Annotated in this window: 14 protein-coding genes; 7 read left to right on the plus strand and 7 right to left on the minus strand. The window is 61.7% G+C overall.

Features of this window, described 5'->3' with window-relative positions; genetic code table 11:
• The first annotated feature begins 8 nt into the window (after positions 1–8).
• The 3 genes from KCX59_RS09005 to KCX59_RS09015 all read left to right on the plus strand — a co-directional run bounded on the left by KCX59_RS09005 (position 9) and on the right by KCX59_RS09015 (position 1,327).
• The gene (locus tag KCX59_RS09005) at positions 9–608 is read left to right on the plus strand and encodes a GNAT family N-acetyltransferase (RefSeq protein WP_179017382.1); all 600 of its coding nucleotides are present in this window, start codon (positions 9–11) and stop codon (positions 606–608) included.
• A gap of 48 nt (positions 609–656) precedes the next feature.
• The gene (locus tag KCX59_RS09010) at positions 657–872 is read left to right on the plus strand and encodes an AsnC family protein (RefSeq protein ID WP_178994934.1); all 216 of its coding nucleotides are present in this window, start codon (positions 657–659) and stop codon (positions 870–872) included.
• A 104-nt stretch (positions 873–976) separates the two neighbouring features.
• Positions 977–1,327 (plus strand): hypothetical protein, encoded by a 351-nt coding sequence (locus KCX59_RS09015; protein ID WP_178994930.1) that lies wholly within the window; start codon positions 977–979, stop codon positions 1,325–1,327.
• Between the two features lie 72 nt (positions 1,328–1,399).
• Here KCX59_RS09015 and glnA read toward each other — a convergent pair whose 3' ends face one another.
• Entirely contained in the window at positions 1,400–2,824 is a 1,425-nt protein-coding gene (glnA, locus tag KCX59_RS09020; RefSeq protein ID WP_091466683.1) for a type I glutamate--ammonia ligase, read from the minus strand.
• A gap of 324 nt (positions 2,825–3,148) precedes the next feature.
• On the opposite strand from glnA, the gene KCX59_RS09025 reads away from it, so the two are divergent.
• A complete protein-coding gene (locus KCX59_RS09025) occupies positions 3,149–3,586 on the plus strand; it encodes an RDD family protein (protein ID WP_179017381.1) in 438 nt (145 codons plus the stop codon).
• A gap of 96 nt (positions 3,587–3,682) precedes the next feature.
• On the opposite strand, the gene KCX59_RS09030 is transcribed toward KCX59_RS09025, so the two are convergent.
• The 3 genes from KCX59_RS09030 to lipB all read right to left on the minus strand — a co-directional run bounded on the left by KCX59_RS09030 (position 3,683) and on the right by lipB (position 6,229).
• On the minus strand, positions 3,683–4,444 hold the full coding sequence (locus KCX59_RS09030; RefSeq protein WP_017200871.1) for a DUF4191 domain-containing protein: 762 nt from the start codon (positions 4,442–4,444) through the stop codon (positions 3,683–3,685).
• Positions 4,445–4,556: 112 nt separating this feature from the next.
• The gene (gene lipA / locus KCX59_RS09035) at positions 4,557–5,564 is read right to left on the minus strand and encodes a lipoyl synthase (RefSeq protein WP_179017369.1); all 1,008 of its coding nucleotides are present in this window, start codon (positions 5,562–5,564) and stop codon (positions 4,557–4,559) included.
• A complete protein-coding gene (lipB, locus tag KCX59_RS09040; protein WP_178995561.1) occupies positions 5,561–6,229 on the minus strand; it encodes a lipoyl(octanoyl) transferase LipB in 669 nt (222 codons plus the stop codon). Before lipB ends, lipA begins: the two co-directional genes overlap by 4 nt.
• Before the next feature lie 148 nt (positions 6,230–6,377).
• On the opposite strand from lipB, the gene KCX59_RS09045 reads away from it, so the two are divergent.
• Entirely contained in the window at positions 6,378–8,045 is a 1,668-nt protein-coding gene (locus tag KCX59_RS09045; protein ID WP_179017368.1) for a serine/threonine protein kinase, read from the plus strand.
• A 26-nt stretch (positions 8,046–8,071) separates the two neighbouring features.
• On the opposite strand, the gene KCX59_RS09050 is transcribed toward KCX59_RS09045, so the two are convergent.
• Positions 8,072–8,971 carry a TIGR01777 family oxidoreductase gene (locus KCX59_RS09050; protein ID WP_178995558.1) on the minus strand — a complete coding sequence of 300 codons (900 nt, stop codon included), beginning with the start codon at positions 8,969–8,971 and terminating at the stop codon, positions 8,072–8,074.
• Between the two features lie 85 nt (positions 8,972–9,056).
• Between KCX59_RS09050 and KCX59_RS09055 the strand changes: the two genes are divergently transcribed.
• Entirely contained in the window at positions 9,057–12,578 is a 3,522-nt protein-coding gene (locus tag KCX59_RS09055) for a S41 family peptidase (RefSeq protein WP_179017367.1), read from the plus strand.
• A 76-nt stretch (positions 12,579–12,654) separates the two neighbouring features.
• Here KCX59_RS09055 and KCX59_RS09060 read toward each other — a convergent pair whose 3' ends face one another.
• Positions 12,655–13,083, minus strand: coding sequence for an OsmC family protein (locus tag KCX59_RS09060; RefSeq protein WP_026005506.1), 429 nt, complete (start codon positions 13,081–13,083; stop codon positions 12,655–12,657).
• Positions 13,084–13,214: 131 nt separating this feature from the next.
• Here KCX59_RS09060 and KCX59_RS09065 point away from each other — a divergent pair, with 131 nt between their 5' ends.
• Positions 13,215–13,598 carry a VOC family protein gene (locus tag KCX59_RS09065; protein WP_178995554.1) on the plus strand — a complete coding sequence of 128 codons (384 nt, stop codon included), beginning with the start codon at positions 13,215–13,217 and terminating at the stop codon, positions 13,596–13,598.
• 32 nt (positions 13,599–13,630) lie between these two features.
• On the opposite strand, the gene KCX59_RS09070 is transcribed toward KCX59_RS09065, so the two are convergent.
• Complete coding sequence (locus tag KCX59_RS09070; RefSeq protein ID WP_178995552.1) at positions 13,631–13,984, minus strand: hypothetical protein; 354 nt, start codon at positions 13,982–13,984, stop codon at positions 13,631–13,633.
• Positions 13,985–14,140: the final 156 nt, after the last annotated feature.

Here is a 14,140-nt window from a genome sequence, read left to right on the forward strand (position 1 = left end):
TTCCGAAAATGCCCGAATATGAATCAGAAGAAGAACTATTGGTCGACGGTGATCGTCATGAGCGAGGTGATATCTGGCTCATTCCCCTCAAAATGCTCGACGACGACGCCCGCGCCATTCAGCTTGGCGCGGTCGCGGAGTTGGCCGTTGAAGCCAAACAGCGGGAGTTCGTTGGGGATCCCTTACGCATGATGCTGATTTCCTTGGAAGAAGAATCACGGCTCCCTTACGTCATTGAGTCAGGGGGAGTTGCTGTTGGTGTGTTGACCCTTCAGTCCGGCGCTGCCAAGCTCGCGGGCTGGCCGGATGACGGGTCGGTGTGGTTGTTGAGAGGGTTCCTTATCGACTCGGGAAGCCAGGGGCGCGGCCTCGGTACCTTGGCGGCGCGTGCCGCAGTGGAGGAAGCGCGCAAGTTGACGGCCAGGCTGGGTGGCGGGCAGGCCGGCGTCGTGCTTTCCGTTAACGAACGCAATCCGGCAGGGCTGGCGGCCTACTCGAAAGCGGGATTCGTAGACTCGGGGCGCTATCTGGGCGGGAATGCGGGTCCGCAGCGGACCATGTACAAGGCTTTCGATCGACCGCAGCACCAGCGCCCATCAGGACCCTGACGTCAATTAAGGTTGACGGCCTCCGTGGCGTCAACTATTGTTGACGCCATGGAGGTGGATCGGATGAAAACACTGGTGGGATCTATGGACAGCATGGGCCCGGCCGAGGCGCTTTACGCCGTTGCGGAGTTGCAGAGGGAAGTAGGCCGAACGGAGGCCTCTCTGGTGCGGGCTGCCCGGCAATCCGGCTTGTCGTGGGAAGCGATTGCGCTGTGCCTGGGCGTGAGCAAGCAGGCAGTGCACAAAAAATACGGAAAGCAGTAGCGGGCCGCCCGTTCGGTGACGGCCTTGGCGGCATCTGCCAACCAATACTCTAAGTATCCTTATAGACTTCTTATGTATCTGATCTCAACGCATAGGGGAAGTACATGGAATACAACGGAAATCCGTCCGAGAAGGCCATTCCTGCCGGAGAACTGGACCGGCGTCACGTGGGCCATTCTGTGAGCTTTCAGCCCAATGACTTCACGGTCGTCTTCGGTACTATCGCGGGCATAGCAAGGACCGAGGCCCTTGTTTACCTGTCCCTCGAGGGGGTTGCAGGTGGCACTCATCTGAAGGACGAATACGACCTGCCCATCGATAAGGACGTGTACCTTCAGCTGGACCCGTTGGGCAGCGCAGAAAAGGGTATTTCGGAGGCCGCCAGCTTCGTCAAGGACAAGCTGGATGAGATTACCAAGAACCTCAGGGACCGCGACCAAAGCAAGTCTGAGTAGTTCGCACCCGCACGAAAGAGGCCAGCCTCAGTCTGAACGGACTGAGGCTGGCCTCTTTGTTACGTGTCGGTATTAGACGCCGTAGTAGAGCTCGAACTCGTACGGGTTCGGGCGCAGCGACAGCGGACGGATCTCGTTCTCGTACTTGTAGTCGATCCAAGTGTCGATGAGGTCCTGGGTGAAGACGCCGCCGGCCTGCAGGAACTCGTTGTCCTCGCGCAGGGCCTCAAGAGCTTCTTCCAGGGAGCCCGGAGCCTTGGGGATGTCCTTGGCTTCCTCGGCCGGGAGCTCGTAGAGGTCCTTGTCGATGGGAGCCGGGGGTTCAATGCGGTTGCGGATGCCGTCGATGCCGGCCATCAGCTGGGCCGCGAACGCCAGGTACGGGTTGGACGAGGGGTCCGGAGCGCGGAACTCGATGCGCTTGGCCTTCGGGTTGGTGCCCGTGATCGGGATACGGATACCGGCGGAGCGGTTGCCCTGCGAGTAGACCATGTTCACGGGAGCTTCGAAGCCCTTGACCAGGCGGCGGTAGGAGTTGACCGTCGGGTTGGTGAAGGCCAGGACTGCCGAAGAGTGCTTCAGCAGGCCGCCGATGTACCAGCGGGCGGTGTCGGAGAGGCCTGCGTAGCCCTTCTCGTCATAGAACAGGGGGTCGCCGTTGCTCCACAGCGACTGGTGGCAGTGCATGCCCGAGCCGTTGTCACCGAAGACAGGCTTCGGCATGAAGGTAACGGACTTGCCCCAGGCATCTGCGGTGTTCTTGATGATGTATTTGAACTTCTGCAGGTCATCAGCAGCCGCGGTCAGCGTGGTGAACTTGTAGTTGATCTCAGCCTGGCCGGCGGACCCAACTTCGTGGTGGGAGCGCTCGACCTCAAGGCCGGCCTTGTCCAGTTCGATGCACATGGCATCGCGCAGGTCGGCCTGCTTGTCGGTGGGGGACACCGGGAAGTAACCGCCCTTGACGGGGGTCTTGTAACCGAGGTTTCCGCCCTCTTCTTTGCGGCCGGTGTTCCAGTGTGCTTCCTCAGAGTCGATCTTGTAGAAGCTGCCCTGCGGGGAGGACTCGTACTGGACGTTGTCGAAGACGAAGAACTCGGCTTCGGGAGCGAAGAATGCGGTGTCTGCGATGCCGGTGGATGCCAGGTACGCTTCAGCCTTCTCTGCCACGCCGCGGGGGTCGCGGTGGTAGGGGTCACCCGTGCGGGGGTTCACGATGGAGAAGTTCAGCGCAAGCGTCTTCTCGATGCGGAACGTGTCGATGAAGGCCGAGGTCACATCCGGGATGAGCTGCATGTCGGACTCGGCGATGCCCTGGAAGCCGCGGATGGAAGATCCGTCGAAGAGCTGGCCGTGGACGAAGAAATCGAGGTCGACACTCTTGGCCGGCACGTTGAAGTGCTGCTGGACACCAGGGAGGTCGGTGAAGCGGATATCGACGAATTTGACGTCTTCGTCTTTGATGAACTTGAGGACTTCGTCCGCAGTCTTGAACATCTATGCTCCTTATGCATATCAAGTAACAGGCCCGGAAGGCCGCGTGGTGCAGCCCATTCCAAGGGTCCGGAGACACAAAAAGTTCCCCGTGCCATGGTGGCTGGCAACTCATACCACCATAGGGAGATGGGATTTCCCGGGGGTGTCGGTATTGTTTCCGGCAGGTTACAGAATCATCTGTTGTGTAAACGGTAGTCGGCTTCCCGGTGTCCGGTCCATGTCGGTCCGGTGGGCGAACACCGGAGCGGAGATCCGGGCGCTAAGCGGCCAAGATCGATCCGCCTGCGGTCGGTCGCCAGGCATGCCAGCCGTTAGGCTTGGAGGGTGGTAGATCGTAAAGACATTGGCTCTTGGCTGAGCGGGCCGGACACTTCCGGAATCTCCAAATATCCTGGTGAACGGCTCGGGTTGCCCGAATCCGGGCCAGGTTCCATGGCACGCGCCGGAAGGCGCATCCTGGGCATCATGGTGGACTGGACCATCGCCCTCGTGATCAGCAATTTTGCCTTCGGTGGCAACCCTTGGGCAACGTTGGCCATTTTTGCCGTGGAACAGATTCTGCTGATCGGCACGTTGGGTTACAGCATCGGTCACAGGATTGCCGGAATCCACGTGGTTCGGCTGGGTGGCGGACCCGCTGGTCCGTTGGCCGCCGTAGTGCGGACCTTCCTACTGTGCCTTGTCATCCCTGCGGTCGTCTTCGATCCCGACCAGCGAGGCCTGCACGACAAGGCGATGAACACCATCCTCATCAGGATGTAGTTGCCTTCACACTGAGAACTTTCTCTGCCTTCGCGCCATCAAACGAAAAACCGCCCCTGTCTCCAACAAGCGACAGGGGCGGTTTTCTCTTCGGGATCAGCGTCCGCGTGCGGCCTTGCGGTCCGGGCGGGCCTTGTAGGGATCGATGCCCTTGGGGATCGGCAGACGGTTTCCAAGGGAGTTGATGCGCTTGGAAACCGCATTGACCTCCACCTTGGTGAGTTCATTCTTCAGCTTGCCCATGGTCTTGGCCAATTTATTCAGGGGCACCTGACCCTCGCCGCGACCGGATTCCAGAACGTGGATGGTTACGTTGGGCAGGATGCGCGCGAGGCGCTTGCGCTCGGCGTCCACCAAAGGCTTGACGCGGTGCGTGGGACCTTCACTGACCAGAACGACGCCGGGGCGGCCAATGGCCATGAACACAGCGTCCTGGGTGCGGGGGTTGACGGCAACAGGCTGATCCTGGGTCACCCAACCGCGGCGGAGCGTACCAAGCGCTGCGCCGGAAGCGCCAGGCTGGTTCTCGATTTGCGCGAAGGCGGCTTTCTCAGCTCTGCGGGAAAGAATGAAGACGGCGGCTAGCAGGCCAAGCGGGATACCAATGATCAGGCCGGTAACCCAGTTCTCCAGCAAGAAGCCAATGAGGAAGGCCACGGCAACCACTGCAAGGAATGCCAGCACCATGATCCAGACAACCTGTGGATCATTTCGCCGGGTCATCTTGAAGACTTCAGCGATCTGCTTCAGCTGGCTCGGCTTCTTGGCCTTGGCTTCCTTGGGCTTGCGCTGGAACAGCCCACGCTTGGGTGCGTCGGCCGAGGGGGTCGAATTGCTGGAATCAGAGGAGTTCGCCATAGTGCCTTAATTCTACGTGATGTACGCAGAAGGACCGGACGCCGTTACGCAGGTGGCATCCGGTCCTTCAGTACTGATTGGTAGTGCTTCCTGGTGATGCTGTGCGTGGTGCTTAGCCGTGGGCGGCGAGGATGGTGGAGGCTTCCTGGCGGGTGGTGCCGGAGGACTCGATGTGGGCCAGGGCGGCCGGGATTTCCCAGCCCTTCTTCCGCATCGCGGTGGCCCACAAACGCCCTGCCCGGTACGAGGAGCGCACCAACGGGCCGGACATGACCCCAAGGAACCCGATTTCTTCGGCCTCGTGCTGGAGGTCCACGAATTCCTGCGGCTTGACCCACCGGTCCACCGGCAAGTGCCGCTCGGACGGGCGCAGGTACTGGGTGATCGTGATCAGGTCACACCCGGCAGCGTGCAGATCCCGCAGCGCTTCGGAGATTTCCTCGCGGGTCTCGCCCATGCCCAGGATCAGGTTGGACTTGGTCACCATGCCAAGGTCCCGGCCCTGGGTGATGACATCCAGGGACCGCTCGTACCGAAACGCCGGACGGATCCGCTTGAAAATCCTCGGCACGGTCTCGACGTTGTGCGCGAACACTTCCGGCTTTGAAACACAGATCGCCGCGATGTGCTCAGGCTTGCCGGAGAAATCAGGGATCAGCAACTCCACCCCGGTGCCCGGGTTCAGTTCATGGATCTTCCGGACCGTTTCGGCGTACAACCACACACCCTCATCGGCCAGGTCATCACGGGCCACCCCGGTCACGGTCGCGTAGCGCAACTGCATCGCCTGCACGCTCCGGGCCACCTTGGTGGGTTCGAACATGTCCACCGGGGAAGGTTTGCCGGTATCGATCTGGCAGAAATCACAGCGCCGGGTGCACTCGGACCCGCCGATCAGGAACGTCGCTTCCTTGTCTTCCCAGCACTCAAAAATGTTCGGGCAACCGGCCTCTTCACACACAGTGTGCAGGCCTTCCTTCTTCACCAGGTTCTTGAGCTGGACGAACTCCGGCCCCATCTGGACCTTGGCCTTGATCCACTCAGGCTTACGTTCAACCGGGACCGCCGAGTTACGCTGCTCAACGCGCAGCAACTTACGGCCTTCAGGTGCCAAGGTCACTGGAGTGCTCCTTCGGGTGTGGAAACGAGTGCTTCTTCGTGCTTGCTGAATTCTTCAACGAAGCGGTCAACGATGTCGGCGGGGTTGATGGTCCGGCCGGTTTCCAGCGACATGGTGGTGACGCTGGCGTCGGTGATGCCACAGGCGATGATCTGCGCATAGGGCGCGAGGTCATTGCTGCAGTTGATGGCCACGCCGTGCATGGTTACGCCGTCCAGGACCCGAATGCCGATCGCGGCAATCTTACGGTCGGGTCCTTTGTCATCGGCAAGGATCCAGACTCCGGCCCGGCCCTTCACGGTGACGGCCTTGATGCCGTAGTCCTGCATGACGGCGATCATGATGGCCTCAAGCCGTTCCACGTAGTCGCGGATACCGGCACGGTTCTTGAGTTTGAGGATCGGATAGGCGATGAGTTGCCCTGGGCCATGCCACGTCAGTTTCCCGCCGCGGTCCACGGGAACAACGGGAGTGCCGTCAAAGGGTCGCTCGTGGTCCTCCGTGAGTTTGCCGGCCGTGTAGACGGCGGCGTGCTCAAGGACCAAGACGGTGCTGTTCTTCTCGCCCGCAACAACTTTGTTGTGGATTTCGCGCTGCAGGTCCCAGCCCTGCATGTAATCTACGAAATCCGGGGCAAGACCCAGTTGTGAAAACTCAAGAGTCATGGGTTCAAGCTTAGACCCAGCAGGAGACTGGCCATGGTTTTGTGGTGAAGCTCTCAGTCGCATCCCGACCCGTTGAAGCGGGGAGCGGTCATGACACTGCCTGTGGATAACTTCTGCGGAAAATCCGGCAGTCGGGTACACCTTGTTTATGGAAACTCTGGACACTATCGCAGCCGTGGCTCCCCACATTCCGGGCTACGTAATAGCCCGCCCACTGGGCCAGGGCAGTAGTTCTACCGTTTGGCTTGCCACGAGGGAGAAGGACGGTGCCCGGTTCGCGGTCAAATGTGCCAAAGCCGGTGCCGCTGGCGGCCTGGCAACGTCACGAGCCGAAGTTCTTGCGGACGCAAACCGTGAGATGAGGCTCCTCTCCCAACTCAAGCACAAGCACCTCATACGTGTTCACGAAATCCTCCACATGGGAGGCGCGGCTGAGGGAACATTGGGGATCGTCATGGATTATGCAGCGGGAGGTTCGCTGGCCAACCTGATGTCCGCGAGGGGGAAGCTCACGGTCGGAGAGGCCGTGACGATCCTGACTCCCATTGCCCAGGCATTGGACTATCTGCACGCCAACGGCACGGAACACGGAGATGTGTCACCCGGAAACGTCTTGTTTACAGCCGTCGGGATGCCATTGCTGGCGGACTTTGGCGTCGCCGCCAAGGTAGGCGACAAACCACACGACCTGGGCGTCGGAACGCCCGGATTCATGGAGCCAGGATCTGAATCGCCAGTGAACGGCGATATTTCCCGGGACACCATCCAACCGCAGCGGGACGTCTATGCCCTCGGCGCGGTCGGCTGGTACTGCCTGACCGGGACCACGCCGGAGCAGGAACAGGATCGTCCACCCCTGTCATTGCTGGTCCCGGAGGTTCCCAAAGCCCTGGCCGCAGCCTTGGAAGCTGCTCTAAGCGCAGATCCTCGGAAGCGTCCGTCGGCCAAGGAGCTAGGCACTGCGATCTTCAGGAGTGCTGCTCCCGAAGCCCTGGATTTATCAGGTGCCGTGCATTCCTCCGTTATTCCTGAATTGCTGACCCGGCGCGAGATATTGGGACGTTCACCGCGGCGCGCAACCCGTTCCTTAAGCCGGACTACCCGCTGGTTGAAGATCTGGTGGAGATTGCTGCCGTTCACGCGCGGGCGGGCGCTGCCAACAGCGGAGCCTGGGCATCGCCGGAGCCGCAGGCCCGGCGGTGGGCTTGGCCGCCGGTTGGTTCTTTTGGCAGTGACGGGCGTACTGATTGGCGCTGCATCATGGATTCTTTGGCAGCAGAACAGCACGACGACGGCGATGGTGCAGCAAGCGGCGATGGAAAGCGGCGTTGCCGACCCCGGTGAGGCGGCGGAAGCCCCACACGGCCTGGATCAAACGGACGCACAGGATCTGCCGGCTGCACTCGCCACCGGGCTCCAATCAGAGGATCCCTTAGTGGCCGTGTCCGCACTGTCCGCCGTGCGTGACATCGCCTTGGGAGAACGGCGACTTGACCTTTTGGATTTGGTCAACGCGCCTGGTTCGCAGGCCGAAGCGACCGACAAACAGGTAAGCGATTACCTGCGGGACGCTGGAACGGCGTTTGTTGGACTCCATACAGCGTTGACAGCCCTGACCGTGGAAGGACCCGCTCAGTCCGATCATGTGCTGGTGGAGGTTACTGCCGCCACGTCCGGCTATGAGGAACGCCTGGTGTCAGGGGCAGTTGTCAGGACCGGAGCCGCCGGGACACCGCAGCAGCTTCGGCTGGACCTGGTTCGTTCGGACGGGCGGTGGCGGATTTCCGGAATTCTCGACGCCGGTCCGGCCGGGTAAGGGTGCCGCTGAAGCCAAGCACATCTTCAGCGGGCCTTTTCCTGGCGCAGCCATGCCATGGCATCGGGGAGGGACGGGTGCAGCCAGTGGAAGCCGGCCTCCTGTAACCTCGCGGGCACCATTCGCTGGTTGGCCATCACGAGTTCATCGGCAAGGCCACCGAGAACCAGTCGCAGGGCGGGTCGGGGTACACGGAAGAAGGCCGGCCGGTTGAATGCTTTGGCGAGGCCCGCGACTATCGTGTTCACATCCGCGCTCTCCGGGGCGCAGACATTCACCGCACCGTCAATTTGTGCTTTAAGGAGGTACGCGAGGGCCCTGGCTTCGTCGGCCAAAGTGATCCACGGCCAATACTGGCGGCCGTTCCCAAAAGGTCCACCCAGACCGAGCTTCAACAAGGGGAACAGCGGCCCGAGCGCACCACCGGAGGTGCTGAGCACGACGCCTGTCCGGGGCGTCACCACCCGAACGCCGGCCGGAGCAGTCCGTGCCATGCGCTCCCACTCAATGGTCAGGCGGCCTAACACGCCGTCGCCGGGCCCGGAATCCTCCCTCAACGCCCCATCGCGTGAGGCGCCGTAGTAGCCGGAAGCGGATTGGCTGATGAATGTTGCGGGCGGTTTGCCAAGTCGTCGCATGGCGGCGGTCAGGGTTTGAGTGGTCCGGAGACGGGATTCCGTGAGGACCTGGATCCGGCGTTTTGTCCACGGACGGTCGCCTATGCCTGCGCCCGAGAGGTTAACCACGGCGTCTGCACCGTCCAGGACAGCCTCATCCAGCTCACCCTTGGCTGGGTCCCACGTCCATTCAAGCGCTGACCCGGCTGGGCGCCGCACCAGCCGGATGACCTCATTACCGTCAGCAACCAGCTGCTCGGACAGGGCCGTCCCGATCATTCCCGAAGCTCCGGACATCACGATTCTCATGACCCATCTCACCATGGCGAACGCTTGTGGTGGAAACGACAGCGGATGCCGCAACTGAAGGGTGCCTCTTGACTATGATCGAACAATGACCTCCTCCAGCTACCTCCGTTTCCCGCATGTGCACGGCGATCTGGTCACCTTTGTGGCCGAAGACGACATCTGGATCGCACCCCTTTCAGGAGGCCGCGCCTGGCGGGTATCCTCCCAGCAACTGCCGGCAAGGAACCCACGGTTCACACCGGACGGCAAGACGCTGGTGTGGACCACTGTTGTGGGCACGTCACCGGAGGTGGTCACAGCCAACGTCGACGGCGGCGGGTACAGGCAGCTGAGTTACTTCGGGCATAGCACCACTAAGGTCAAAGGCTTCACGCCATCAGGGAACGTGGTGGTAACGAGCGCGTTCCAACAAGCCGAAAGCCGTCACACGCACGCTTACAGCCTCCCGCTGGACGGCGGCGCCGCCGTCGAACTTCCGTTCGGCCCGGTTGAGGCTGTTGCTTTTGGGCCAGAAATCGGTGACGAGAAGCCGGTAGTCCTGGCAAGCGTCCTCTCACGTGAGCCCGCCTGGTGGAAGCGCTACCGCGGAGGCACCGCCGGGAAGCTCTGGATCGATGCCGACGGCAACGGGGAGTTCGAGCGGCTGGTGGCGGAGATCGACGGAAACCTCACCGACCCATTGTGGATTCAAGGACGAATTGCCTTCCTGTCGGACCACGAGGGCTACGGAAACCTTTATTCCGTGCTTCCTGATGGTTCCGGACTGCGCCGGCATACGGACCACGAGGACTTCTACGTCCGGCACGCAAGCACGGACGGCACCCGGGTGGTCTTTGAGTCGGCCGGCGAGATCTGGATGCTCCCGTCACTGGACGCGGATGTTGAGCCCGTCAAATTGAACATCACGCTTGGGTCGGCATCACCGGGCCGTCGCCCCGCACCGCTCAAGGCTTCCGCCCACTTGGGGGATGTCTTCCCCAACGTCACCGGCACGGCCAGTGCAGTGGAATCGCATGGCACCATCCACTGGCTCCGGCACAAGGACGGACCTTCCCGTGTGGTTGAGGCGACACCAGGCGTCCGCGCCCGCCTGCCCCGGCCACTTACTGACGGCCGCATAGCTTACGTCGCCGATCATGGGGGAGTGGAAGCGCTGTATATCAAGCGCATCGCCGCCCGCCTGTCGGCCGTGGTGGAGATTCCCAAAATTGTTGTTGAACAACCCGCCGCAGCTACCGAAGAATCAGCTCCGCTTCCCAAGCCGGTCTCGGCGTCGAATGTGCTGGGACAGGGAACCGCTTCCGCGCAGGCGGGTACCAATGTCACACGGGCGTCCGAAGACCAAGCCCGGACAACAACGGTGGAGCCGGTCAACGGTGAGCCATCCGCAGACACCGCGGGAGGCACAACGACAACCGCGGTTTCCGCATCGGCGGAAGAATCAGCGGATCTCCGCCTTGAATTTCCCGCCCCTACCCGGACGAGTGCTCTGGAAGTCAGCCCGGATGGCCGCTGGCTTGCCGTCGGCACGTCTTTCGGCGATGTCTTCGTTGCGGACACCACGGCCGGCAAGCTGACGCGGCTTGTCAGCGTCGGTGAAGGCAGCATCGACGAACTGGCGTGGTCCAGCGACTCCCAGTGGCTTGTCTGGTCCGAGCCGGTAACGTCCTTCGGTTCGCGGAGCAAGCTGAGGATCGCCCGCCCGGCAGAGCCTGAGTCAGGAATCATCGATGTGACCGACGGCCGCTTCTGCGACGAGTCCCCGAAGTTCACCCCTGACGGAAAATTCCTGGCGTTCCTGTCCAACAGGAGCTTCGACCCCGTCTACGACGGTCACTCGTTCGACCTGTCCTTCCCGAGCCCCATCAAGCCGTACCTGGTTGCTTTGGCAGCGGACACGCCCTCGCCGTTTGGCCCTTCCGTAGACGCGCTGGAGGACGCCTCACCCGCCGCGAAAAAGTCCGACGACGGCGAAGCGCCAGCCGTGCGCGTTGACCCGGAGGGACTTGCCCACAGGGTTATCGCTGTCCCCGTACCTCAGGGGAACTACTCAGACTTGGCTGTTGGTGACGGTGCACTGTTGTGGCTCGATACTGAGCTTTCCGGTGTCATGGGCGATGGGCGAGGCACCCTTCAGGACAAGAAAACGGCGCCGTCCTTGGTCCGGTATGACCTTGCCAAGCGCAAGCAGGCCACGCTCGTCAAGGCAGTGAACAGCTACCGCTTGTCGGGTGACCTTAGCCGCATCATCTACGTGCACGACAAGCAAATCACGTCCGTTCCCGCTGACAACAAGGTGGAGGAGGACTCCGCGGACCTCGTGCAGGTGGAGCTCAACAGGGTCCGGGTCATCTTGGACCCCGTGGCCGCTTGGGGCCAGGCATTCGACGAGGCCTGGAGGCTGCAGCGGGACTTCTTCTGGACCGCCGACATGGCAGGCCAGGATTGGGACTCTGTCTACAAGCGCTACCGTCCCATCGTGGACCGGCTTGGTTCCCACGATGACCTGGTTGACCTGCTGTGGGAAATCCACGGCGAGCTGGGAACGTCGCATGCCTACGTCAAGCCGGCCGCTGTTGCGGAGCCCGGACGAAACGGCCAGGGCAGGCTTGGAGCTGAGTTCCAGCTCGGCACCAACGGTTGGGAAATTACCCGGATCCTTGCAGGTGAGTCTTCCGATCCGCTGGCTACTTCACCCTTGACCCGTCCAGGCGCGGACGCCAAGGTGGGTGACGTGCTCCTGGCGATCGACGGCGTCGAGCTTTCCGCGGTCTTGACGCCGGCAATGCAACTGGTGGGATCTGCAGGCAGGACCGTGGAGCTCACCCTCTTGAACGGCGACGGCCATGGCGACGCTGCGGGTGTCCAGCGGCGCGTTGCCGTGGTTCCTGTCCGCGATGAGGAGCGGCTGCGGTACCAGGACTGGGTCCGGGCCAACCGGCGTACAGTCCGTGAGGCCTCGGACGGCAAATTCGGTTACCTGCATGTCCCGGACATGATGGCCAACGGCTGGGCGCAGCTTCACCGCGACTTGGATACGGAGACTGCCTTGGACGGCCTGATTGTGGATGTGCGGCGCAACCGCGGCGGACACACATCCCAGTTGGTTGCCGAACTGATCGGGCGCAAGGTCACAGGTTGGAGCATGCCGCGCGGTGAAAAGCCGCGGACATACCCGCACCACGCACCACGTGGACCCGTCATCATCCTCGCGGATGAATTCGCGGGATCCGATGGCGACATCATTACCCAAGTGTCCAAGCTGAGGGGCATTGGCCCCGTCATCGGGACGCGCACCTGGGGTGGCGTGGTGGGCATCGACAATCGTTTTTCGCTTGCTGACGGCACCGGAGTCACCCAGCCGCGATACGCCACATGGTTCAGTGGCGGGATCGGTTGGGACGTGGAAAACCGTGGCGTGGAGCCGGACATCGAGGTGCTGTTCCCGCCGCACGCCTACGCAGCCGGGACTGACCCGCAGCTGGAGTACGGAATTGGTGCGCTCAAGGAAATGATCCAGGAGCTGCCCACCGATCGCCCTCCAATGCGCGAGGGCTACCGCAAGGTCCGGCCGGCCCCATTGCCCTCGCGTCCCCAAAAGGGCTAAATACGCAGGAAAGTACAGAAGAGCCCCGCCACTTCCTCAGGGAGTGGCGGGGCTCTTCTGCGTTTTGAAGGTGGTGTTACTGCGCGAGGGTGGCATCCAAGGTGATCTCGATGCTGGCTAGAGCGCCGGAAACGGGGCAGCCCGTTTTTGCATCTTCCGAGATACGGCGGAAGTCCTCTTCGGACAGGCCCGGAACCTTAGCGGTCATGGTCAGGTGGCTGCCAGTGATGCCTGTGCCGGGAACGAAGGTAACGTCAGCTTTGGTCTGAACTTCTTCAGCCGTGAATCCTTCGCCGGCAAGAGCGTGGCTGAAAGCCATGGAGAAGCAAGCGGAGTGGGCAGCGGCAATCAGCTCTTCGGGGCTGGTTTTGCCGCCGGACTGCTCGGTGCGTGCTTTCCAGGTGACATCGAACGTGCCCAGTCCTGAACTGTCCAGCGTAGTGTTGCCGGCGCCTTCAATCAGGTTGCCGTTCCAAACCGTGTGTGCGGTGCGTGTTGCTGCCATGTCCACTCCTTGGGTCGTTGTGAGTCGGCAACCAGCCGTCGGCAGGTGCCATCGGGATCAATCCTATGGATTTGCCTGCCGGACCGCACGGCCATTCCGCTGACAGTGGATTGTGACCCTACACTGGCGAAATGGATACTGAAGAACTTGTGCCTGCCAAGCGCAACCAGGGACCCAGAATTGCGTCCATCATGGTAAACGCAACTGATGCCGCCCGACTGTCAGCCTTCTGGTCCGAGCTGCTGGACATGCCCGTGGCAGCGGAACACGAAGGTTTCATCTGGCTTCGGCCAGCTGAGCCGGGCCTTCCCCAGTTGGCCTTTCAACAGGTCGCCACACCCACTGAAGGGAGGCGCCGCCTGCACTTGGACCTTCACGACGCCGACCCCTCAGCGCTGCGGCGCAAGGCTGAGAGGCTGGGGGCTACTTTCGTCGAGGGGCAAGATGTCGGCGACTTCCATTGGGACGTAATGCAGGATCCCGAGGGGAATGAGTTTTGCATAGCCCAGGAGTGATCGCCTGCCCGGATTAGTTCCAGAGGGTCGCGTTAGTTCCAGAGGGTCGCGATGGCGATGTTGATCAAAGCCAGGCCACCAACGCCGTGGGCCAGGCCGGTAGAGACCGGCTCGCCTTTCTTCACCTTACGTGTGCCGATAACTGCCAGAACGGCTACTGCCACACCGATGGCGAACTTCACGCCGAGCTTGAAATAGTTGGGATCGGCGTCGGGCAGCAAGGGGAACACACCCATCATGGCAATGCCCGTGAGGAGCTGGAGGAAGGCGCCGTCACGCTGGCGGGGGTGGACGGTTGGCTCCTTGAGGGTGGCGATCCAGTAGCCCACGATCATGGCTGCGCCGACGATGTGCAAGAACACCAAAATGTTGAAGAGAATACTCATGGCCCAAGCTTATCCAGTTGGTTCTACGTCCCGTAGCAAAGCCACGCTGACACCATGACGTACCTGGACGCCAGCGGGCAGGCAAAGCAGAAGGGCAGGTTACCGGTTTCCCGGTAACCTGCCCTTCTGCTTTTGAAGGCGTGCTTAGAGACGCAG

Source organism: Paenarthrobacter nitroguajacolicus (genome assembly GCF_051027655.1).
Lineage (GTDB): Bacteria > Actinomycetota > Actinomycetes > Actinomycetales > Micrococcaceae > Arthrobacter > Arthrobacter nitroguajacolicus.